The sequence below is a fragment of the Streptomyces roseoverticillatus genome, assembly GCF_000719265.1.
GTDB classification, from domain to species: Bacteria; Actinomycetota; Actinomycetes; order Streptomycetales; family Streptomycetaceae; genus Streptomyces; species Streptomyces roseoverticillatus.
Genome location: NZ_JOFL01000007.1, coordinates 95,315 through 117,180, shown reverse-complemented (window position 1 = coordinate 117,180; position 21,866 = coordinate 95,315). Strand labels below are relative to the sequence as shown.

Genomic DNA, 21,866 nt, shown 5'->3' with positions numbered 1-21,866 from the left:
GGAGGAACGACCGTGAGCACATTCACCCTCGACGACCTCAGGACGATGCTGAGGGAGGGCGCAGGCGTCGACGATTCCGTGGACCTCGACGTGCCGATCCTGGACATCCCCTTCAGCAGCCTCGGATACGACTCCCTCGCCATGCTGGAGATCGCGGCCCGCATCGAGCAGCAGCTGGGGGTCCACGTCCCGGACGAGCTCGTCGAACGCCTGACGACCCCCCGCGCCGTTCTGGAGTACGTCGGCCGGCACCTCGCGGAGGTGGCCTGACCATGGTGGCGAAGACGGAGAACTCCGTGGTCATCGACGCGCCCATGGACCTGGTGTGGCGGATGACCAACGACGTCGCGTCGTGGCCGTCGCTCTTCGACGAGTACGCGGAGGCCGAGATCCTCGGCACCTCGCCCGACGGGACCGTCCGCTTCCGGCTGACGATGTTCCCCGACGAGGACGGCAAGGTCTGGAGCTGGGTCTCGCAGCGCAAGGCCGACGCCGCCACCCGGAGCGTGCGCGCGCACCGGCTGGAGCCGGGCCCGTTCGAGTTCATGAACATCTCCTGGGACTACCGCGAGACCGGCGGCGGCGTGGAGATGCGCTGGGTCCAGGAGTTCCGCGTACGGCCCGGGCTGCCCTTCGACGACGAAGCGATGACCGCCCACCTGAACGCCGGCACCAAGGTCCAGATGGCCCGGATCAAGAAGCTCGTGGAGCAGGCGGCCGGCCGGTCGGACGGCCCGGACCGATGACGCAGATCCTCCTGCCCCTCGCCCTGATCGGCAGCGGCATGGCGGCGGGCGGCCTGATGATCGCCTCGCTGGGAGGCGCCCCGCTGCTGCTCAGCCTCCCCGCCGACCGCTACGTCCCCGTCCACCAGTTCCTGGTCACCCGCTTCGACCCGTTCATGCCGATCTGCATGGTCACCGCGATGCTCACCGACACCGCCCTCGCGGCCCTGTCCCGCGACGCGACGCGGGTGCCCGCGGGCGTCGCGGCCGCCCTGCTCCTCGGCGCGATCGTCGTCTCGCTCGCCAAGAACGTGCCCATCAACAAGTGGGTCGGCTCCCTGGAGCCGGGCGTCGTCCCGCCCGACTGGGAGCGGGTCGACCCCCGGGCGCGCTGGCGCAACTGGAACCTCGTCAGGACCGGGCTCGCGGTCACCGCGCTCCTGGCCAACGCAACCGCAGCGGCACTCGCCCTGTGACCCACCCGAACGGAGAGAAGATGAACCTGTCACTGGACGGGCAGCACGCGCTCGTCACCGGCGGCACCCGCGGCATCGGCCGCGCCGTGGTCCTGGCCCTGGCCGCCGCGGGCGCCGACGTCATCACCTGCCACCGGCAGGACTCCGAGGAGGCCCACAGCCTCGCCCGTGAGCTGAAGGAACTCCCCGGCGACCACCACCTGGTCAAGGCCGACGTGGGCGACCCCGACGACGTCGACCGGCTGCTGGACGTCTGCAAGAGCCGGTTCGGCACGCTCGACACCGTGGTCAACAACGCCGGGGTCATCTCCCACGTGCCCTTCGCCGAACTGCCCCTGGCCGAGTGGCAGCGGATCATCGCCGCCAACCTCACCGCCCCGTTCCTGGTCGTCCAGAAGGCGCTGCCGCTGCTCGCGGAGACCGCCTCGATCGTCAACATCGGCTCCCGCGTCGCCACCGTAGGACTGCCCCTGCGCGCCCACTACACCGCGAGCAAGGCCGGCGTGATCGGGCTGAGCAGGTCGCTCGCCAAGGAACTGGGCCCCCGGGGCGTCCGCGTCAACGTCGTCGCGCCCGGCGTGATCGAGACCGAAGAGGCGGCCAGGCTCGAACCGCAGGAGTACGAGGCGCTCCAGCAGCGCTACCGCCACATGACCGCCCTGGGCCGGCTCGGCCTGCCGGCCGAGGTCGCGTCGGTGGTCACCTTCCTCGCAAGCCCCGCGTCGGCGTACCTGACCGGCGAGATCATCCACGTCGACGGAGGAATCTGACATGGCGCACCCCGAGACCGTCTTCCGGGTCCTGCTGCGCGTGGAGACCCGCCCCGGCATGGCCGCGGACTTCGAGCGGACCTGGCTGGAGATCGGCACCGCCGTGACCGGGGACCCCGCCAACCTCGGGCAGTGGCTGCTGCGCTCGACCGACGAGGACCACCTCTACTTCATCATCAGCGACTGGACCGACGAGGCCGGGTTCCGTGCCTTCGAGCACAGCGAGCAGCACGTCAAACACCGCGAGCGGCTCCACCCCTACCGGTCCGGAGGCTCGATGGCCACCATGCAGGTCGTCCACCACCTCCCCGCGGCCGGAGCGGTGGCATGACCGGCGGCATGAACGGCGAGGTCCGTGTGATCGTCTACTGCAGGGCCCCCGAGCAGGGCACCGCCCCGGTCGAGGCCGCCTTCCGCAGCATCAACGAGGACCTGGCCGGGGTGCCCGGCCTGCTCCGCAGCGAACTGCTCGGCTCCACCCTCGACGGCGAGGACCGCACCCTGGCGGTCCTGAGCCACTGGAAGGACACCGCGTCCTTCAACGCCTGGGAGCAGGGGGCCGCGCACCGCGCGCAGACCTCCCCGCTGCGCCGGTACCAGGACCGCGAGAGCGGCAGCCGGCACTACGGGATCTACGAGGTCCTCTCGTCCTTCGCCCCCGGCCGGCCCTGACCCGCGCTCCATGCGGCCCGAGAGGAAGCGGGCACTGCGCCGCCTGGCGCGTGCGCTGGGACTGAGCCTGTGCGACGGGCTTCGCGTCCTGGGATCGCTGTACGTCGTCCAGCCCCCGTGGCCGCCCTACGACGACAGCACCCTGGCCGAGCCCCCGCCGGGCTCTCCCGAGCGACTCGACCCCGGCGCCCAGGCGTCGCCGGCCGAACGGCAGCTGTTCGACCAGCTCGGCCGGGACCTGCGGTGGCCCGCGCCGTAGCGCGAGAAAGCCCAAGAAAGCCCGAGAGAACCTGAGAGAAAGGGGCCCTTCGATGCACCGTGCCGCCCCGTCCCGCACCGTGCTCGTCACCGGCGCCGCCGGATTCATCGGCGCCAACTTCGTCCACTACTGGCGCGCCGCGCACCCCGGCGACACCGTCATCGCCCTGGACGCCCTCACCTACGCCGGCAACGAGGAGAACCTCGCGACCGTACGGGACGAGATCGTCTTCGTGCACGCCGACATCGCCGACGGCGCCCGGATGTCACGGGTCCTGCGCGAGCACCGGGTCGAGGTGGTGGTGAACTTCGCCGCCGAATCCCACAACAGCCTCGCCGTCCTCGACCCCGCACGGTTCTTCCGCACCAACGTCCTGGGCACCCAGGCGCTCCTGGAGGCGTCCCTGCGGGCCGGCGTCGAGCGCTTCCACCACATCTCGACCTGCGAGGTGTACGGGGACCTGGCGCTCGACAGCCCCGACGCCTTCCGTGAGGACCGCGCCTACCGGCCCCGCACCCCGTACAACGCCAGCAAGGCCGGGGCCGACCACGCGGTGCGCGCCTACCACGAGACCTTCGGCCTGCCCGTCACCCTCACCAACTGCGCCAACAACTACGGGCCCTACCAGTTCCCGGAGAAGGTGATTCCGCTGTTCGTCACCAACGCGCTGCTCGGCAGGCCGCTGCCGGTGTACGCCTCCCGGGACCACCGGCGGGAGTGGATCCATGTGGACGACCACTGCCGCGCGATCGACGCCGTGCTGACGGGCGGGGAGCCGGGGCGCACCTACCACGTCGGCAGCGGGGTGGAAGCGAGCGTGCAGGACATCGCCGACGCGGTGCTCGCGGAACTCGGGCTGCCCGCCTCCCTGCAGACCACGGTGGCGGACCGGCCGGGCCACGACCGCCGCTACCTGCTGGACTCCACCCTGATCAGGCGGACGCTCGGCTGGCGGCCCACCGTCGAGTTCGCGGCGGGCCTGGCCCGGACCATACGCTGGTACCGCTCCAATCCCACCTGGTGGGAGCCCCTGCTGGAGCGGCGCCCGGTCACGGAGGAGTCCGTCTGGCAGCAGCCGGAGGTCTCGTCGCGATGAAGGCCCTGGTTCTGGCCGGCGGCACCGGCTCACGGCTGCGGCCCATCACGCACACCTCCGCCAAGCAGCTCGTCCCCATCGCGAACAAGCCGGTGCTGTTCTACGGCCTGGAGGCCATCCGCGACAGCGGCATCCGCGACGTCGGGATCATCACCGGAGAGACGGGCGCCGAAGTGCGCGGCGCGGTCGGCGACGGGTCCCGGTTCGGCCTGTCCGTGACCTACATCCCCCAGGAGGCCCCCCTGGGCCTGGCGCACTGCGTGCTCATCGCCCGCGAGTTCCTCGGGGACGACGCGTTCCTGATGTACCTCGGCGACAACTTCGTCATCAACGGCATCCGCGGCTTCGTCGACGAGTTCCGCTCCCGGCGCCCGGACGCCCAGCTCCTGCTGACGAAGGTCGCCGACCCCACGCAGTTCGGCGTGGCCGAACTGGACGTGGGCGGCAGGGTGATCGGGGTGGCGGAGAAGCCGGACCGCCCCAAGAGCGACCTGGCCCTGGCGGGGATCTACATGTTCACGCCCGTCATCCACCCGATCGTGGCGGAGCTGCAGCCCGGCAGGCGCGGCGAACTGGAGATCACCGACGCCATCCAGGAACTGATCCTCCGGCGCGCGGACGTCACCTCGCACGTCATCACCGGCTACTGGAAGGACACCGGCAAGGTCGAGGACATGCTGGAGTGCAACCGCATGGTGCTGGAAGGCCTCGCTCCGCGCATGTCCGGGGCGGTGGACAGCGAGAGCGAGATCATCGGGCGGATGGAGATCGCCGAGGACGCGGTCGTCGTCCGGTCCCGGCTCGTGGGCCCGCTGTCCATCGGCCCGGGCGCGGTGGTCACCGACAGCTACGTCGGCCCGTTCACGTCGGTGGGGCCGGGCTGCCGGCTGGACAGCACCGAGATCGAGTACTCGATCGTCATGGACCGCTCCTCCGTCAGCGGAGTGGGCCGGATCCACAACTCGCTCATCGGCAAGGAAGTCGACATCTCCCCGGCCGCCTCCGCGCCGCGCGGCCACCAGCTGATCGTCGGCGACCACAGCCGGGTCCGTCTCGACCACTGAAGACCACCGGTCTCCACCGCTGAAGACCACCGGCTCCACCACTGAAGACCACCGAAGGAGTTCCCGTGACGCAGTCAAGCCGTCCGCGCGACCGGACGGGCGGAGGTGAACGAGGCGGGCGACCGGACGCCACGGCGCTCCTGGCCGTCCGGTTCGGCCTGTCGGCGGCGACCACCGGCAATCCCCGGATCGCCACCGGGGACGTGCCGGCCTGGCTGGAGCGCGTCCGCCGGCACGGGGGCTTCGCCGTCTCCCGGATACCGTTCGCCGCACTGGACCAGTGGAGCTTCCACCCCGGGACCGGCAACCTCGGCCACAGCAGCGGACGGTTCTTCACCGTCGAGGGCCTGCGGGTGAGCGGCGGGGACTGGGGCGCCGGCGGCTTCACCCAGCCGGTCGTCAACCAGCCCGAATCCGGGATCCTCGGGATCCTGGCCCGTGAGATCGACGGCGTGCTGCACCTGCTCATGCAGGCCAAGATGGAGCCCGGCAACACGGGACTGGTCCAGCTGGGCCCCACCGTCCAGGCCACGCGCAGCAACTACACGCGCGCCCACCGCGGAGGCCCCACGCGGTACCTGGAGCACTTCACCGGCCCCGGACGCGGCCGCGTCCTGGTGGACGTGCTCCAGTCCGAGCAGGGGGACAGCTTCTGGCACAAGCGCAACCGCAACATGGTGGTGGAGGTGTCCGGCGACATCCCCGTGCAGGACGGCCACCAGTGGATGACCTTGGGCCAGGTCCACGCGCTGATGGGGACCGCGCACCTGGTCAACATGGACGTGCGGACCGTGCTGTCCTGCCTGCCGCTGGGAGGCGGGGAGACGCCCGGCCCCGACCTGCCCGGCACGAGCGGCGATATCTCCTTCCACCGGGCCCTGGCACGGTCCCTCGGCCCCGGGGCTCGCGCTGTCCACGACGAGCTGGAACTGCTCAGCTGGCTGACCGACCTGCGGACGGACAGCACCGTGTCGGCCGGGCTGGTCCCGCTGCGCGGCCTGGCCGGCTGGCGGCAGGACGAGGACGCCATCGCCGAGGAGTCGGGCACCCGCCTGAAGGTCATCGCCGTCTCCGTCCGGGCCGGCACCAGGGAAGTCACCCGGTGGACCCAGCCCATGCTGGAGTTCCCCGGACAAGGAGTGGCGGCCTTCGTGGTCAAGCGCATCGACGGCGTCCTCCACATCCTGATGCAGGGCAAGGCCCAGCCCGGGATCCGGGACGCCGTCGAGCTCGCTCCGACGGTGCAGTGCGTGTCGCGCAACTGGGAGGAGGTGCCGCCCCGTTCGCGGCCCCCGATGCTCGACCACGTCCTGCGCGCCGCCCGCGCCCGGGTCCGGTTCGACGCGGTGCTCCCCGAAGAGGGCGGCAGGTTCTACCACCGCGACAACCGGTACCTCGTCGTCGAGGCGGACGACGACTTCCCCGCCGCCGAGCCGGACACGATGCGGTGGGCGACGCTGAACCAGCTCAAGACCCTGATGCGGTACGGCACCTACGTCAACGTCGAGGCACGCACCCTCATCGCCTGCCTGCAGTCGCTCTGGCCGGGGGACCGGTGACGGCCGCCGCATCCGGGGCGAGTCCGGAACGCGCGACGCTCGGGGTCGGGGTGCTCGGCTGCGCGGACATCGCCAGGCGGAAGATGATCCCCGCCCTCCGTGCGAGCTCCCGCGCCCGCCTCGTGGCGATCGCCAGCCGCAGCCCCGGGAAGGCCGCGGACCTCGCGCGCTCCTCCGGCTGCGCCGCCGTCGGGGACTACGGCAGCCTGCTCGGACACCCCGGCGTTGACGCCGTGTACATCCCCCTCCCCACCGGCCTGCACACGTTGTGGGCCGCCCGCGCCCTGGCCGCGGGCAAACACGTACTGGTGGAGAAGTCCGCCGTCTGCACGCTCACGGAGGCACAGGAGCTCGTGGCCCTGGCGCGCCGGCGCGGCCTGGCGCTCATGGAGAACTTCGCGTTCCTCCACCACAGCCAGCACTCGACGGCGCAACGGTGGCTGCACGACGGTGAGATCGGCGAACCGCGGGTCCTGCAGGCGTCGTTCGGCATCCCCCCGCGCCCGCCCTCCGACATCCGCTACCGCGCCGATCTGGGCGGCGGGGCGCTCCTGGACGTCGGCGCCTATCCCGTACGCGCGGCGCTGCTGTACCTGGGCAACGACGCCCAGGTGGTGGGCGCGACGCGGCACCTCGACGCGGCGCGGGGAGTGGACGTGGGCGGCAGCGTGCTGCTGGCGTCCCCGTCCGGGGGCACCGCCGAGCTCAGTTTCGGCTTCGCACACAGCTACCGGAGCCACTGCGCGGTGTGGGGCAGCGCGGGACGGCTCGTGCTGGAGCAGCCCTTCACCCCGCCGGCCGGCGCCCGGCCACGGATGCGGATCGCCCGCCAGGACCACCTCCAGGAGTTCGTCCTCGCCGCCGACGACCAGTTCGTCAATACCGTCGGCCGTTTTGCGGACCTGGTCCACGGTCCCGCCGCGGCCCGCGAGGAGCAGTACGGGCAGCTCCTGCGCCAGGCCGCGCTGCTGGAAGCCGTCCGCTCCGCGGCCCGCACCACCTCAGAGAAGACGACCGGACCATCCCTCAGAGACGACCGGACCACCGCTTAGACGGGAGAAACGATGGAAGACGTGAGCACCCCCGTACTCGTCGTGGGCGGGGGGCTGGTCGGGCTGTCGGCGGCCGTGTTCCTCACCCGGCAGGGCCAGCGGCCCTTGCTGATCGAGCGTCATCCCGGCACGTCGCCGCATCCCCGTGCCCGCGGCGTGAACGTACGGGCGATGGAGTTGTACCGGCAGGCCGGCCTGGAGGGCCGGATCCGGGACACCGAGTCCGGCCGCGCGCTCGCCGGCAACAGCGGCATCGTGCGGATGGAGTCCCTGGCAGGACGGCAGGCACCCGGCTTCAGCCGGGACTACCTCGAAAGCGGCGTGGAAGACGTCAGCCCCACCGGATGGACCCTGTGCGAGCAGGACGAGCTGGAGCCGCTGCTGCGGGAGCGCGCCGAGGAGAGCGGCGCCGACCTGCGCTTCGGGCACGAGCTGGTCGGCCACAGCCAGGACGCCGACGGCGTCACGGCCACCGTGCTCCGCCGCGACACCGGTGAGCAGTACACCGTGCGGGCCGGTTACGTGGTGGTGGCCGACGGCGCGGGCAGTCCCGTACGGGAGCGGCTCGGCATCACCCGCGACGGGCACGGAGTCCTGGCCCACTACCTGAACATCCACTTCCGTGCGGACCTCACCGAGCTGCTCGGCGAGCGGCGCTTCGTCATGGCGTACGTGCGCAATGCCGAGGTGACGGCCGGGCTGCTGCCCGTCAACAACACCGACCGGTGGCTCCTGCACGTGCCGCTGAGCCCGGAGGAGGCCGCGCACCGGGACAGCTGGGGAGAGGAGCGGTGCGAGGCGGCCGTGCGGGCCGCGGTGGGCGTCGCGGGACTGCCCGTGAAGATCCTCGGCGCCCAGCCGTGGGAGGCGGCCGGACTGGTGGCCGCCGCGTTCCGCCGCGGCCGGCTCTTCCTGGCCGGGGACAGCGCCCACGTCATGCCCCCGACGGGCGCCTTCGGCTCCGGTACCGGCATCCAGGACGCCCACAACCTCGCCTGGAAACTGGCCACGGTCCTGCGCGGCGAGGCTGGTGAGGAGCTGCTCGACACCTACGAGAGCGAGCGGGCTCCCGTGGCGCGGGCCACGGTACGGCAGGCGGTGCTGCGTTCCCTGGACCGCCCCGGCCACGACGAGCGCGTACCGGAAGGGGCGATCCTGCCCGACCACGTGGTGGCCCTGGAGTACCGCTACCCGGTGGCCGGCGCCGCCCCCGAGGACGTGCTGGCACCGGAGGGCGGCGGGGGCAGGCCGGGCACGCGGGCCCCGCACCTGTGGCTCGAACGCGACGGCGAGCGGATCTCCACCCTCGACCTCTACGACGGCCGCGGAATGGTCCTGGTGGCGGGCCCGCGGGGGCAGCGCTGGTGCGAGGCGGCAGCCCGCCTTTCTCCACCTCCGGCGGTCCACCGGATCGGGGCCCACGGGCTCAGCGACCCTTCGGGGCGGTGGGCCGGCGCCCACGGCGTCCCGTCCGGCGGCGCCGTCCTCGTCCGCCCGGACGGCTTCGTCCTGGCCCGCTTCACCGGGGAGGACGCCCCCGGGACAGCTCTGGCGGAGGCTCTGAGCACGCTGCCGGGAATATCCCGAAACTTCGGTCACCGGGCCGCCGCAGCCCCCGCCGCCGAATCCACGACCGGGTCCAGGAGGCCTGCATGAAGCTGTACCTGTTCCAGCTCGGCACCAACCCGGTCGGCGCGCCCGTGCCCGGCTATCTCGTCCAGCTCGACGACGGCACGCACGTACTCGTCGACACCGGCTTCCCGCGCGACGCGGAGCCCGGGGCCTTCGTCCGTGTGGGGCCCGGCGAGGGGATCGAGGCGCGGCTCGCCGGCGTCGGGCTGCGGCCGCAGGACATCGCAGTGGTGGTGTGCACCCACCTGGACCCGGATCACGCCGGCAACCACGACCTCTTCCCCGATGCGGAGTTCGTCGTCCAGCGCAGCCACTACGAGCTGGCGCGATCGGGCACGCTGGGCCGGCTGGACATGGCAAGGGCGAAGTGGGACCTGCCCCATCTGAAGTACCGGCTGGTCGAGGGCGACACCGAGCTCTTTCCCGGCCTGGTCCTCCTGGAGAGCCCAGGGCACGTCGAGGGCCACCAGTCGGTGCTGGTCCGGCTGCCCCGCTCGGGTGCCGTGCTGCTGGCGGCGGACGCCATCCCCTCGGCCGGCCACCTCGACCCCGACGCGCGGGCCATGACCCCCTTCGACGTCGACGAGGCCGCCGTCCGCTCCAGCACCCGCAAGCTCGTCGAACGGGCGAGGGCGGAGAACGCGCTGCTCGTGCACGGGCATGACGCGCGGCAGTGGCCGACGCTGCGGACGGGGCCCGGCGCGTACTACGACTGAGCCCGCGCCATACGGGCTACCGGGCGTGACGGCGCGGCGGGGGGGGGGGGGGCGGGGGGGGGGGGGGGGTGCGCGCCCCCGCCGCTCCGTCACGCCTGCGCGGACCCGTCCGCGCAGGGCACGCTCACCACCGGACGGGCAGCGCCTTCGGACCCCGCTGCATGCCGTGCAGCACCCACTCCAGCTCCGCCACCGGAACGGCCAGGCGCAGCCCGGGGAAGCGGGCGATCAGCGAGCCCAGGGCGATGCCGAGTTCGGCGCGGGCGAGCTGGGCGCCCAGGCAGCGGTGCGGGCCGTGGCCGAAGCCGATGTGCGGATTGGGCCGGCGCGTCACGTCCAGCCGGTCCGGGTCGGGGAACACACCGGGGTCCCGGTCCGCGGAGATCACGGCCGGCAGCACCGCCTCGCCCGCGCGGACCACCACGCCGCCCAGCTCGACGTCCTCCAGCGCGACGCGCAGCGTGCCGCCGCTGACCGCCGCCGGTGTGAACCTGATCAGCTCCTCCACCGCGCTGTCGAGCAAGGCCGGCCGGGCCCGCAGCCGCTCCCACTGCTCCGGGGCCCGCAGCAGCGCCAGGACGCCTCCGCTGATCTCGTGGACCACGGTCTCCACACCGGCGACCAGCAGGGTCACCCCGAAGGTCACCAGCTCCTCCTCGTCCAGGCGCTCTTCCTCCGGTGCGTGCGCCAGCCGGCTGAGCAGATCGTCCCCGGGGCGCCGCCGCTTGTCGCCGATCAGCCGCGCGAGGTAGCCCTTGAGCGAGGCCGCCGCGTTCTCGATCTCCTCGGCGGAGTGCCCGACTGCGCTGAGGTAGACCCGGGACCACGCCCCGAACCGCGCCTGGTCCCCGGCGGGGACGCCGAGCAGCTCGCAGATCACCGTGACCGGCAGCGGCCTGGCGATCCCGGCGACCAGATCGGCGCCCGGACCGGCCGCGGCCAGGGCGTCCAGCAGCCGGTTGGTGACCTGGCGGATGCGCGGCCGCAGCCGGTCCACGCTCTGCGTGGTGAAGGCCCGCACGGCGATCCGGCGCAGCCGGGTGTGCTCGGGAGGGTCCATGGTGGTCAGCGAGCGGGCTTCCAGCGCTGCGCGCCGGACCCGTGGCGCGCCGGCCCGCGCGGCGGCGGCCCGGCTGAAGCGGGGGTCGGAGAGCAGTTGCCGGTTGTCCTCGTAGCGCGTGGCGATCCAGGCCGTGTCCCCGGTCGGCAGCGTGACGCGGCACATGCGGTCCCTGCCGCGCAGCTCCGCGAACTCCCGCGCGGGCTCCCACGGGTCGGCCGCCGGGAACGGGAAGGACAACGCGGGCTGTTCGTCGGTCGCGTCAGTCACGTCAGTCACGTCAGTCACGTCGGTCTCCTCACGAGGGTGCGGGCGCCAGCACCGGGCGGCGGGTGGCGATGAGTTCCTCCAGCAGGACCGCCAGCTCCCGCGGCGCCCGGCGCGCGGCGAAGGCGGTGCTCATCGCGGACGCCGCCCGCCGGTAGCGGGGGTCGGTGAGCACGGTGTGCACGGCCTTCGCGAGGGCGGGTACCGGAGGGCGCTGCTGCCGCAGGTCGATGCCGGTGCCGCTCCAGGCGACCCGCGCGCACACTTCGGGTTTGTCCTCGGTCCTCCCGGCGGCCACGACCGGGACGCCGTGCGCCAGCGCGAGCTGTACGGTCCCGTAGCCGCCGTTGGTCACCATCGCGTCGAGCCGCGGCATCAGCTTCTCGTACGGCAGGAACGGCTCCACGCGGACGTTGGGTGGCAGCACCTCGGGCCGCAGCGCCTCGTGCGAGGCGCCTCCCGTGGTGACGACGACGGTGATGTCCGATCCCGCCAGGGCACGGACGGTCGGTACGACCAGCTCGCCGAGGTCGCGGGCACCCGTTCCCTGCGTGACCAGGACCGCGGGCCGGTCCTCCGCGAGTTCGGGCCACCAGGCCGGCAACGGGCCCGGCGGCGGGGGAGCGGGGAGCAGCGGTCCGATGAAGTTCACCTGCCCCGGGAGGCGCCGGCGCGGGTACTCGAACTCGGGAACGGTCGCCTGCGCGTACAGGTACGGCGTGAGGTTGGCGTCGAAGGGGCTGTTGCGCACCGGTGGCACTCCGAGGGTCCGCCGGATGGCGTTCATACGGCGCAGCGGGCCGGGGAACCGGCGGCGTTCGGTCGTTTCGGCGTACCAGCGGCGGGCCCGGCGCCAGGGCTGACCGCCCGGCGGCCAGCCCTTCCCGAACGGCGGGACCCAGGCGTCCGGGACCGCCAGCGGCGCCACGCTGAGCGTCGCCCACAGCCTGTGGTCCAGCTCGTGCACGAGCGAGGCGGCGGCGAGCGTGGAGTCGGCGAGCAGGACGTCCGCCCGGTGCCGGGTCATGAGGTCCCGGAGGTCCAGGTACTGCCCCGGCACCGGGCGGACGAACACGTTCTCGACGAACCAGGCGCCGCGGGCGTCGGGCGGCAGCGCGAGGAACTCCGGGTGCTCGTCCGTCAGCCGGTCCAGGTCGGTGAACCCGCCCGCTTCCGGCGCCGCGTACTGCGCCCCCGTCCGTGCCACCCGGTCCGCGTAGGCGGTGCCCGTGTACCAGATCACGCGGTGGCCGCGGCCGGTCAGTTCGGCGGCGACCGGACCGAACGGATTGACATGACCGCTGGCGGCCAGAGAGGCCATGAGGATGGTGGGCATCGTCCGCTCCGATCACAGGTCGTGCCCGCCGCGGGACGCCGCGGGCCCGGCGCGGTAAGGGTCGGCCGCGCCACTGGACACCTGCTGGACGCGCACTGCCGAGGTGCCCCCGGCCTGGTCCGGCACCGGCTCAACCGGCCTGGGCCTCCCCGGGCTGCCGCTCCACACCGATCCCGCGCTTCCACACGCCCCGGACCGCACGGCTGGCCCGGATGTCCGCCGTGGGGTCTCCGCCGACCAGCAGGAGGTCCGCGCGCAGACCGGGGGCGATCCGTCCCCGGTCGGAGAGGGAGAAGAGCGCCGCGGGCGTCGCGGTCGCCGCGGTCAGCGCCTCGCCCGGGGTCAGGCCCGCGCGCACCAGGAGCTCCAGCTCCCGGTGCAGGCCGATGCCGTGCAGCCACATCACCGCGTCCGTGCCGGCGAGCAGGGGAACCCCCGCGGCGTGTGCCGAACGGACCGCGGCCATGGCGGCGGACAGGTCCACGGGAAGCCGGCGGGCGGTGCCGGCCCGGTGCCGGCCGAGGAGCTCGCGCTCCTCGGCGGCGAGGTGGACGGCGACGTCCGGGTCCTCGGCGAGGGCGCCGAGTTCACTGCTGCCGGAGAGCAGTTCGATCATGCTGAGCGTGGGCACCGCGAAGGCCCCGTGCCGTGCGAGCACCTCTCCGAACTCGCGCCCCGGCGCGTGGTCGACGAGCAGATGGGCCAGGCCGTGCGCGCCGGACTCCACGGCGTCCAGCGCCGCCCGCACCGTGCCGGTGTGGACGAGGGTGAGCATGCCGCGCTCGCGCGCCGCGGCGATGACCGCGGCCATGGTCTCCTTCCGGATGACGGGCAGTTCGGTCTCCTCCAGCCGGCCCGCGAGCTGGCCGTCGTCATAGTGGATCTTGATGTAGTCCGAGCCCTCGGCGATGCGGGCGTCGACGAAGCCGGGAGCCTCCTCGGGCTCGGTGAGCGTCGGGATGTGCGGGAAGCGCTCGGAGCCGTGACCGCCGGGGACGGTGGCGGCGCAGCCTGCCGACCGGAGGTCGGCGACGCGGGAGCCGAGCGGGCCGTCCTGCTCCTTCTTCGCGGCGGCCATCGGCTCGGGGAAGTTGGCCATGTCCAGCTCGGTGGTGACCCCCCACACCAGGGCCTGGCGGAGCGCGGGACCGACGATGTGGGTGTGGGCGTCGATGAGCCCGGGAAGCAGGGTGCCTCCGTCGCACTCGACCACGTCGCTCCCGGCCGGCGCCGGGAGGCCCCGGCCGACCGACTCGATGCGTCCCTCGTGGACGACGACGGTGTCGTCGCTCCGGACGCGGTGGCCGTCGAAGACCTTGGCGTTGCGGAAGACCGTGCGGGCCATGGGGCTCCTCCTGGGGATCCGATGCCGCCATCGCGCGTCGACTGAGCGTCCAGCGCGCGGGGCGAGGCTGGGGCAGCGGTCCGGGAGCTTCGCTCCACGCCACGGACTGCGCGTGAGCGGGGGTCGGATCGAGGGGCTGTGGGAAGCCGGTCGGGATCCACCGTAAGCGAGGGAAAGGGCGGCTGTCCACGCTCCGCCGCCCGGGTGGACGTGGCACCAACCCGGCGTATTCAAGGGTGAGTTGCAGGCCGGAGTGACGGCTTCCGAGGGATCCGAGGGAGAGGAGAGCGGCGGTCATGGCATCGGCGACCGGGGTTGTGGTGGTGGGAGCGGGGCCCGTGGGCCTGACGCTGGCGATCGAACTCGCCAGGCGGGACGTGGACTGCCGCATCGTGGACCGCAGAGGGGAGCCGCGCCCGGGAACGCGCGGCTGCAGCGTCTGGCAGCGCACCCTGGAGACGTTCGACCTGATGGGCCTGCCCATGGCGGACTTCCGCTCCCGGGCCGTGGCCTACCGGCGCCGGGTCTACCACCCCTTCGGGGAGCCGGAGCTGGCCGTGGAGCTCGGCGAGGACGAAGGCCCGTACCCGCTGCCCGTGCTGATCGGCCAGCAGGAGACCGAGCGGGCCCTGACCGGGCGCCTGCGGGAACTCGGCGTCGAAGTCGAACGAGGTCTGCGTGCCGTGGGCGTGGAACAGGACGCCGAGGGCGTCTTGCTGACACTGCAACGCGAGGACGGGACCCGGGAGGAGGCCCGGGCGGACTGGGTCGTCTCCGCGGAAGGCGCGCACAGCGTGCTGCGGGACGCGCTCGGCATCCGCTGGCACACGACCCGGTTCGAGGGGACCCAGCTCGTCCAGGTGGACGCCGTGGCGCACGGACTGCCCGGCGACGGCCCAGGAGAGGCGCACCTGTATCTCACCGAGGACGGTTTCCTGGGCGACCTGCCGCTGCCCGGCGGGCGCCGGCGGCTGTTCGCCGCGGTCGCCGACCCCGACCCCGGGAACCGCCTCGACCCGTCCGTGCACGAGGTCGAGGCCTACGTCCGCAAGCTCTCCGGCCGGCCGGACGTACGGCTGGAGTCCCCCCTGCACAACTGGCGCGTGCGGTTGCACAACAGCGTCGCCGAAAAGTTCAGGCAGGGCCGCTGCCTCCTGGTCGGCGACGCCGCGCGCACCGTCATGCCGGTCACCGCCCAGGGCATGAACACGGGCATCCAGGACGCCTTCAACCTGGGGTGGAAGCTCGCCGCCGTCGTGTCCGGAGCCCCCGACGCACTGCTGGACACCTACAGCGCCGAGCGCCTGCCGGTGGCCCACGACCTGATCGCCCGCACCGAGCGTTCGTTCTGGGGCGGTGTCGGCACACCGCCCACCGCCGAGGCCGTCGCCGCGGGGGTCCGCAAACAGCAGCGGGCGCGCTCCGATCAGGCCGTCGGCTACCGGGACGGCGAGCTCAGCCGGCAGTACGCGGAACGCGCCGGCCTGAGAGCGGGCGACCGTGCCCCGCAAGCGCCGCTGACCGGCAGGGACGGGGCCATGACGACCCTCTACGACGAGCTGCGCAGCGGCGACTGGGTGGCCGTCGCCACGACCCCGCTCACCGGCCTGCCTCCCGGCGTGCGCGGTGCGCAACCCGCCGAGGCACCAGGCCCGGAGACGGCCGGCCCTTATGCCCTGGCTCCGGGCGAGTCGCTGCTGATCCGGCCGGACGGATACATCGGCTGCCGCAGCGGACCCGGACAGGAAGAGCCGTACAGCCGCTACCTGGAAGAGGTCCTCGGCGGCTGAACCACGCCCCGCGAGCCTTGGGCACGAGCGGGCGACATGGGCAGCAACGAGGCGAAAACGAGGAGAAACCACATGGCCGGACCGGCGAACGCGCCCGTCGACCGTACCTACGAGATCACCCTTCCCGACACCCGCAGGATCGTGAGCCCGGAGCCCCGCCAAGTGGCCGTGCTGTGGCGGGACGTGACCGGCAACGAGCTGTACGCCCGGGGCGTCGACGGCCTTGCGGCCGGTGACGTCGTCTTCGACGTGGGCGCGAACATCGGGCTCGCCGCCCTCTTCTTCACCGGACTGGTGCCCGGCCTGCGGGTGTACGCCTTCGAACCCGCCGAGGACTGCTTCGCCTGCCTCAAGGAGAACGCCGCCCGCCACGCGCCCGGCGTCATTGCGGTCCAGGCCGCCGTCGGCGCCCAGGAGGGAACCGCAGAGCTGACCTACTACCCGCAGTCGCCGGCGCAGAGCAGCCTCTTCCCCGACGAGGACGAGGACCGACGCAACAGCCTGGCCTACCTGGCCAACAGCGGCATCCACGGGGACAGCGCACGCGCCTTCCTGGCCGAGATGCACCAAGGGCGCCGCTGTCCGGTCCGGGTCACCACGGTGGCCGCGGCCGTGGCGGAACACGCCGTGGACGAGATCGCGCTGCTGAAGATCGACGTCGAGCGGGCGGAACAGCACGTCCTGGACGGCATCGGCGACGCCTGCTGGCCCAGGGTCCGCCGTGTCGTGGCCGAGGTCCACGACACGGACGGCCGGCTGAACGCCATCGCCGGGCAGCTGACCAGCCGGGGCTTCGACGTCGAGACGGATCAGGAACCGCTGCTCGCCGGGACCGACGTCCACATGCTGCTCGCCGTCAGAAGCCGCTAGAAGCCGCTGAAGGTCCCTGCCGGGCGCGGCCCGACCCGACCCGCACCCCGTCGACCAAGGAACGCTGGAAGGCCTATGAGAATCCTCATGACGTCGATCCCCGCCGCCGGCCACTTCACCCCCATGGTGCCGCTCGCCTGGGCCCTGCGCTCCGCGGGGCACGAGGTCGTGACGGTCGCCCAGCCGGAGCTGGTGCCGGTCGTACGGGCTGCCGGCCTGTGCGCGCAGCAGATCGGCGAGCCGGTCGGGCAACTCCTCGGCCTCCGGGGCCTCCTGCCGGACGACATGTCCCCGATCGAAGCGTGGGGACGCGTGATCGACCCGATGTACGCGACCGCCGCCAGGACATGGGCCGCCCAGACGCAGCGCACGATCGACGCGTACGTGGACTTCGGCCGGTCCTGGGAGCCCGACCTGATCGTCGCCGAGCCCTTCGAGTTCTCGGCCCGCCTCATGAGCGGAGTCCTGAAGGTGCCGCTGGTCCGCCACGGGATCGGTCTGACCGGCAAGGCCGAACGCTTCGAGAAGGCCGCTGCCGATGCCCTGGCGCCCGCCGCGGGGCGGCTCGGGCTGGGCGCGGGTGCGCCGCGGCCCGAGCTGACCCTCGACACCTGCCCGCCCTCGTTCGGCCACGGGGAATCCACGACGGCCCGGCCCATGCGCTACGTCCCCTACAACGGCACGGGGACACTGCCCGGCTGGGTCCTCGAACCCTCCGGAGCGAAGCGGGTCTGCGTCTCGCTGGGCACCCAGACCCTGGTGCTCAACGGAGTCCCGCTGCTGCGCAGGATCATCGAGGCGGTGGCCGGGACCGACGGGGTGGAGGCGGTCGTGGCACTCGCGGCGACGGACCGGGAACGGCTGGGGCCGCTGCCCGGCGACGTCCGCGTCGTGGAGTCCCTGCCGCTCAACCTGTTCCTCGGCCGCTGCGATGCCGTGATCCACCACGGAGGGGCCGGCAGCTCCCTGACGGCCACCGCGTACGGACTGCCCCAGGTGGTCGTGCCGCAGTTCCTCGACCAGTTCGAGTACGGCGACCGGCTGGCCGCCGCGGGCGCGGGCATCACCCTCGACACCGCCGACGGGCAGAACAGCGTGGAGGGCATCCGGCAAGCCGTCGTCGACCTCCTCGGCGACCGCGCCTACGCGAAGGCGGCGCAAGGGCTGCGCGACGAGATGGCGGCCATGCCGTCGCCCGCCGGGCACGTCGCGACGCTGGAACAACTGGCGGCGAGCGCCTGACACCGGCACGCACCCGAGCTGTGCCGTGGTGTGCTGTCCCGCGCTGTGCTGCGCCGCCCGGCACCGCCCTGCGCCGCCCGGCACCGCCCCGCGCCGGCCCGCGCCGCGCTGCGAGAAGGGGAAGCCGCCCCCGGCCCGCCCTTCCCGCACCGCGGTCGTCGGCCGGGTCCGAACCGTCGGCCGAGTCCGAACCGTCAGCCGAGCCTGAACCAGTCCTTGAAGCCGATCGCGGCGCCCAGGTCGCCCCGGGTGGTCAGCCGCTTCTCGGCACTGAGGTGGAAACCGCTGGTCTGCCCCGTGGACAGCAGCAAGAGGTCCCCCAGCCCGATGGCCGTCACGGCGGTGGCCGAGGCGCCCGCGCCCCGGCGGGTTTCGCACCGGCCGTCCGACACGAGGACCGTGTACTCCCGCATCCCGGCCTGCGTCGTGACGTCGAACTGGAACTCCCCGGCGACCCCCGAGGCGTTCTCCGGGACGAACGAGTCCTGGAACAGCGCGAAGAGCACGTCCAGGGCCTCCTCAGGGCCCCCGTAGAAATCCGTCGCCTTCGCCTCGGCCTCCTCGGCCGAGCTGCCCTCGACCAGCTTCCGCAGCTCGCCGAAATCCCGTGCACGCGCTTCCATCACCACTCCGATCCCGAGTCCACCGCGCCGGGCACGCCCCGGCCCTGGCGGCACCTTCGCAGGCCTCGCTGGACGCTCCATGGACGCGCTGTCCGCGTGCGGGCGAGCCCCGGCCGGCGACGGCCGGGGACAGCCGGGGACAGCCGGGGACGTCCGGGGACAGCCGCCAGTCGGTGACAGCTCCGGTCCAGCGATCCGTCAGAGCCCTTCGCAAGGCTCGGTCCCCGCAGAGCAGGAAGCCGTCAGGAGAGGACCCGAACCGCATGGAGATCGTCGGAGACGGCTTCATCGCCCGTCATCTGCACCCGCTGGCAGGCCGGCACCCCGGCACCGTGGTCTTCGCCGCCGGCGTCTCCAGCGCCGGCGCCGTGTCACAGGCGCAGTTCGCACGAGAGGCCGGCCTGCTCCGCACGGTGATCCGGCGCTGCACGGCCGACGGCCGGCGCCTGGTCTACTTCTCCACCTGCTCGGCGGGCATGTACGGCGCACGCGACTGCCGGGGACGGGAGGACGAACCGGTCTTCCCCTCCTCGGCCTACGCCCGCCACAAACTGGGCCTGGAAGCGGTCCTCGCGGCCTCGCGCGCCGACCACCTCATCCTCCGCACCACGCACCTCGTGGGCCCGGGCCAGCGGCCGCACCAGCTCCTTCCGTCGCTGATCAGGCAGATCGCCGGCGGCCACGTGGAGGTGCACCGGGGCGCCTACCGCGACATCCTCGACATCCGGGACGCCGTCGCCTTCCTCGACGGGCTGCTGACCGCCGCCGCACCCCGGCAGGTGATCAACGTGGCCTCCGGGGTCGCGGTGCCGGTCGAGGAGATCGTCGCGCACATCGAACGGTCGCTGGGCACCGTCGCCGACAAGACGTACCGGCAGGTCGCCGGCGAGTACACCGTGTCCGTGGAGCGGCTCGCGAGCCTGGTGCCCCACACGTACGCGTCCGTGGCCCGGCCCGGCTACCACCGCTCGGTCATCGACCGCTGTCTCGCCGCGGCGCCTCCCTCCGCCCCGGCCCCCACGGAAGGGGGACCGCGATGACCGCGGGCCTGCTCACCACCGCGCACCGGCACAGCCGCATCGCCGGACTGGGCACGTACCGTCCTCGCCGCACGGTCACCAACAAGGAGATCTGCGAGCGCATCGACTCCACCGAGGAGTGGATCGAGAGCCGTTCCGGCATCGTCACCCGGCGCTTCGCGTCACCCGACGAGACCCTGCCGGCGATGGCCGCGGCAGCCGCCGCGAACGCCCTGACCCACGCGGGCCTGGAAGCGGGACAGATCGACTGCGTCATCGTGGCCGGCATGTCGGACCTGGTGCAGACGCCACCCCTCGCCGTGGCCGTGGCCCACGCCCTGGGCGCACGGGGCGCGGCCGCGTTCGACCTCTCGGCGGCCTGCGCCGGCTTCTGCCACGCGCTCGCGGTAGCGGGCGACATGGTCTCCGCCGGCAGCGCCGCGCACGTCCTCGTCATCGGGGCGGAACGGATGACCGACATCGTCGACCCCTCCGACCGCACCATCGCCTTCCTCTTCGCCGACGGGGCCGGCGCGGTGGTCGTCGGCCCGTCCGACGAGCCGGGGATCGGCCCTGCCGTACGCGGGGCCGACGGTTCTCACGCCCACGCCCTGCGGATGGACAGCGACTGGGGTGCGGTGAGGGATGACCCCGCCCTGCCCCGCCCGTACATGCGCATGGACGGCCGCAGCGTCTTCCGCTGGGCGGTCAGCCGGATCGTGCCCGCCGGGCGCGAGGCAATGCGGGCAGCAGGGATCAGCACCGGAGAGCTGGGCGCCTTCATCCCGCACCAGGCGAACCTGCGGATGACCGAGGTCATGGCCGAGCGCCTCGCGCTGCCCGCGGCGGTCGCCGTGGCCGACGACGTCAAGCACAGCGGGAACACCTCGTCGGCCTCGGTCCCCCTCGCGATGGAGCGCCTGCTGCAGGAGGGCGCCGTGCGCAGCGGGGACACGGCGCTGCTCATCGGGTTCGGAGCGGGGCTCAACTACGCGGGCCAGGTCGTCGTGCTGCCCTGACCGAAAGCCACAGGAGTCAGGACTCAGAAGCCAGGACTGAGGAGCCAGGAGTGAGGAGAGAGCAGATGCGGGAATTCACCGTGACCGACTTCCAGAAGAACGTCGACGCCTGCGTGGGGGTCGACGAGGCCATCACCTTCGACGAGACCACCATGGACGTCGAGTTCACCGACCTGGGACTGGATTCGCTGGCGGTCTACGAGGTGTTCACACGCCTGGAGGAGGACCTGGGCTTCCCCATCCCGGACGAGGACCTCGACGACCTCAAGACGCTCGGCGCGGTCCTCGCGTACGTGCACGGCCGCCTGGCAGCGACGCGGTAGCACGGCGACGGGTACAGGTGGGCGGCGGAACCCCCGGGGTTCCGCCGCCCACCTGCCGTATCCGGGCGCGCCGCCTCAAGCGCCCGTGGAGGCCGTCGCGGCGCCGACGACGGCGGCGTCGGCGTCCCCCTTGCCCTCGGCGATCGCCCGCTCGAAGTAGCCGGACGCGCTCTCGGTCACGCTCAGTTCCAGATCCAGCTCCCGCGCCTCCTCCAGCACCAGACGCAGGTCCTTGTGCATCAGGCTGGTACGGAAAGCGGCCGGCTCGTACGCGCCGCTGCGCATCACCTCGGCACGGAACGACATCACCTTGGAGCTGAACCCGCTCCCTCCGATCGCGGCCAGCAGCAGCTCGCGGTCCAGGCCCGCCCGCTCCCCGTACCGGACGGCGTCCGCCAGCGAGGCCACCTGAGCCCCCAGGAGGAGGTTGAACGCCAGCTTCATGGCCGGTGCCAGGCCGACCGGCCCCAGCACCACCAGGCTGCTGCCCAGCGCTTTAAGCACCGGACGGGCCGCTTCGACGTCCTCCGGCGCCCCGGAGGCCAGCACGCGCACGGCGCCCTCCCGGGCCTGCGCGGGATTGCCGATGAGACAGGCGTCGACCCAGCGCGCCTCCGCCTTCTCCGCCCGCGCCCCCGCGGCCCGGGCGTACGTGGGCGAAACCGTCGACGTGTTGATCACCAAGGTGCCCGGCCGCAGCCGGGCGCTCCCGAAGAGCACCTCCTCGACGGCGGCCTCATCGGCCAGGCTGAGCAGGAGGACGCCGGCCGAGGCCGCGGCTTCGGCCGGCGAGCCGGCAAGGGCGGCGCCCGCCTCCGCGACGGGCAGTGCCCGCTCCCTGGTCCGGTTGTACACGGTGACCCGGAACCCCGAGTCGAGCAGGCGCAGCGCCATTCCGCCGCCCATGCTGCCGAGCCCCATGAAGGCGATGTGTCGGCCGGTCATCAACGT

At 73.0% G+C, this 21,866-nt stretch carries 24 protein-coding genes; 19 read left to right on the top strand and 5 right to left on the bottom strand.

Annotation, left to right across the window (positions count from 1 at the left end):
• The first annotated feature begins 12 nt into the window (after positions 1–12).
• The 13 genes from IF61_RS0110455 (at position 13) to IF61_RS0110395 (ending at position 10,021) form a co-directional block, all read left to right on the top strand.
• Positions 13–270: an acyl carrier protein gene (locus IF61_RS0110455; RefSeq protein WP_030366021.1), complete on the top strand. Its 258-nt coding sequence runs from the start codon at positions 13–15 to the stop codon at positions 268–270.
• Between the two features lie 2 nt (positions 271–272).
• Entirely contained in the window at positions 273–746 is a 474-nt protein-coding gene (locus IF61_RS0110450) for an SRPBCC family protein (RefSeq protein ID WP_030366020.1), read from the top strand.
• Positions 743–1,201, top strand: a complete 459-nt coding sequence (locus IF61_RS0110445; RefSeq protein ID WP_030366019.1) for an anthrone oxygenase family protein — start codon at positions 743–745, stop codon at positions 1,199–1,201. The genes IF61_RS0110450 and IF61_RS0110445 overlap by 4 nt, the downstream gene beginning before the upstream one ends.
• A gap of 20 nt (positions 1,202–1,221) precedes the next feature.
• The gene (locus tag IF61_RS0110440) at positions 1,222–1,971 is read left to right on the top strand and encodes an SDR family NAD(P)-dependent oxidoreductase (protein WP_030366018.1); all 750 of its coding nucleotides are present in this window, start codon (positions 1,222–1,224) and stop codon (positions 1,969–1,971) included.
• Between the two features lies 1 nt (position 1,972).
• Positions 1,973–2,302, top strand: a complete 330-nt coding sequence (locus IF61_RS0110435; RefSeq protein WP_030366017.1) for an antibiotic biosynthesis monooxygenase family protein — start codon at positions 1,973–1,975, stop codon at positions 2,300–2,302.
• Positions 2,299–2,643, top strand: coding sequence for an antibiotic biosynthesis monooxygenase family protein (locus IF61_RS0110430; RefSeq protein ID WP_052392593.1), 345 nt, complete (start codon positions 2,299–2,301; stop codon positions 2,641–2,643). Before IF61_RS0110435 ends, IF61_RS0110430 begins: the two co-directional genes overlap by 4 nt.
• A 10-nt stretch (positions 2,644–2,653) precedes the next feature.
• On the top strand, positions 2,654–2,902 hold the full coding sequence (locus IF61_RS0110425; RefSeq protein WP_030366015.1) for a DUF6059 family protein: 249 nt from the start codon (positions 2,654–2,656) through the stop codon (positions 2,900–2,902).
• A gap of 52 nt (positions 2,903–2,954) precedes the next feature.
• Positions 2,955–3,998, top strand: a complete 1,044-nt coding sequence (gene rfbB, locus IF61_RS0110420; RefSeq protein ID WP_030366014.1) for a dTDP-glucose 4,6-dehydratase — start codon at positions 2,955–2,957, stop codon at positions 3,996–3,998.
• The gene (locus IF61_RS0110415) at positions 3,995–5,062 is read left to right on the top strand and encodes a glucose-1-phosphate thymidylyltransferase (RefSeq protein ID WP_030366013.1); all 1,068 of its coding nucleotides are present in this window, start codon (positions 3,995–3,997) and stop codon (positions 5,060–5,062) included. The genes rfbB and IF61_RS0110415 overlap by 4 nt, the downstream gene beginning before the upstream one ends.
• 65 nt (positions 5,063–5,127) lie before the next feature.
• Entirely contained in the window at positions 5,128–6,621 is a 1,494-nt protein-coding gene (locus tag IF61_RS0110410) for an NDP-hexose 2,3-dehydratase family protein (protein ID WP_078660104.1), read from the top strand.
• The gene (locus tag IF61_RS35170; protein ID WP_052392592.1) at positions 6,618–7,673 is read left to right on the top strand and encodes a Gfo/Idh/MocA family protein; all 1,056 of its coding nucleotides are present in this window, start codon (positions 6,618–6,620) and stop codon (positions 7,671–7,673) included. The genes IF61_RS0110410 and IF61_RS35170 overlap by 4 nt, the downstream gene beginning before the upstream one ends.
• A gap of 12 nt (positions 7,674–7,685) precedes the next feature.
• On the top strand, positions 7,686–9,329 hold the full coding sequence (locus IF61_RS35165) for an FAD-dependent monooxygenase (RefSeq protein ID WP_107043019.1): 1,644 nt from the start codon (positions 7,686–7,688) through the stop codon (positions 9,327–9,329).
• On the top strand, positions 9,326–10,021 hold the full coding sequence (locus IF61_RS0110395) for an N-acyl homoserine lactonase family protein (protein ID WP_030366009.1): 696 nt from the start codon (positions 9,326–9,328) through the stop codon (positions 10,019–10,021). Before IF61_RS35165 ends, IF61_RS0110395 begins: the two co-directional genes overlap by 4 nt.
• A 124-nt stretch (positions 10,022–10,145) precedes the next feature.
• On the opposite strand, the gene IF61_RS0110390 is transcribed toward IF61_RS0110395, so the two are convergent.
• The 3 genes from IF61_RS0110390 to IF61_RS0110380 form a co-directional block, all read right to left on the bottom strand.
• A complete protein-coding gene (locus tag IF61_RS0110390; RefSeq protein WP_211264868.1) occupies positions 10,146–11,369 on the bottom strand; it encodes a cytochrome P450 in 1,224 nt (407 codons plus the stop codon).
• A gap of 10 nt (positions 11,370–11,379) precedes the next feature.
• Positions 11,380–12,684 carry a glycosyltransferase gene (locus tag IF61_RS0110385; protein WP_052392591.1) on the bottom strand — a complete coding sequence of 435 codons (1,305 nt, stop codon included), beginning with the start codon at positions 12,682–12,684 and terminating at the stop codon, positions 11,380–11,382.
• A gap of 130 nt (positions 12,685–12,814) precedes the next feature.
• Complete coding sequence (locus IF61_RS0110380; protein ID WP_030366006.1) at positions 12,815–14,029, bottom strand: amidohydrolase family protein; 1,215 nt, start codon at positions 14,027–14,029, stop codon at positions 12,815–12,817.
• A gap of 296 nt (positions 14,030–14,325) precedes the next feature.
• Between IF61_RS0110380 and IF61_RS0110375 the strand changes: the two genes are divergently transcribed.
• The 3 genes from IF61_RS0110375 (at position 14,326) to IF61_RS0110365 (ending at position 17,931) form a co-directional block, all read left to right on the top strand.
• Entirely contained in the window at positions 14,326–15,819 is a 1,494-nt protein-coding gene (locus IF61_RS0110375; RefSeq protein WP_078660103.1) for an FAD-dependent monooxygenase, read from the top strand.
• Between the two features lie 72 nt (positions 15,820–15,891).
• Positions 15,892–16,689, top strand: a complete 798-nt coding sequence (locus IF61_RS0110370) for an FkbM family methyltransferase (RefSeq protein ID WP_030366004.1) — start codon at positions 15,892–15,894, stop codon at positions 16,687–16,689.
• A gap of 87 nt (positions 16,690–16,776) precedes the next feature.
• A complete protein-coding gene (locus tag IF61_RS0110365) occupies positions 16,777–17,931 on the top strand; it encodes a nucleotide disphospho-sugar-binding domain-containing protein (protein ID WP_107043018.1) in 1,155 nt (384 codons plus the stop codon).
• Positions 17,932–18,125: 194 nt separating this feature from the next.
• On the opposite strand, the gene IF61_RS0110360 is transcribed toward IF61_RS0110365, so the two are convergent.
• Complete coding sequence (locus tag IF61_RS0110360) at positions 18,126–18,554, bottom strand: SCP2 sterol-binding domain-containing protein (protein ID WP_030366002.1); 429 nt, start codon at positions 18,552–18,554, stop codon at positions 18,126–18,128.
• 263 nt (positions 18,555–18,817) lie between these two features.
• On the opposite strand from IF61_RS0110360, the gene IF61_RS0110355 reads away from it, so the two are divergent.
• From IF61_RS0110355 to IF61_RS0110345, 3 genes are all read left to right on the top strand, one after another.
• Positions 18,818–19,594 carry an NAD-dependent epimerase/dehydratase family protein gene (locus tag IF61_RS0110355; RefSeq protein ID WP_030366001.1) on the top strand — a complete coding sequence of 259 codons (777 nt, stop codon included), beginning with the start codon at positions 18,818–18,820 and terminating at the stop codon, positions 19,592–19,594.
• Entirely contained in the window at positions 19,591–20,592 is a 1,002-nt protein-coding gene (locus IF61_RS0110350; RefSeq protein WP_030366000.1) for a beta-ketoacyl-ACP synthase III, read from the top strand. Before IF61_RS0110355 ends, IF61_RS0110350 begins: the two co-directional genes overlap by 4 nt.
• 65 nt (positions 20,593–20,657) lie before the next feature.
• Entirely contained in the window at positions 20,658–20,915 is a 258-nt protein-coding gene (locus IF61_RS0110345) for an acyl carrier protein (protein WP_030365999.1), read from the top strand.
• 75 nt (positions 20,916–20,990) lie between these two features.
• Here the strand turns inward: IF61_RS0110345 and IF61_RS0110340 are convergent, their stop codons facing one another.
• Positions 20,991–21,860: an NAD(P)-dependent oxidoreductase gene (locus tag IF61_RS0110340; protein WP_043188572.1), complete on the bottom strand. Its 870-nt coding sequence runs from the start codon at positions 21,858–21,860 to the stop codon at positions 20,991–20,993.
• Positions 21,861–21,866: the final 6 nt, after the last annotated feature.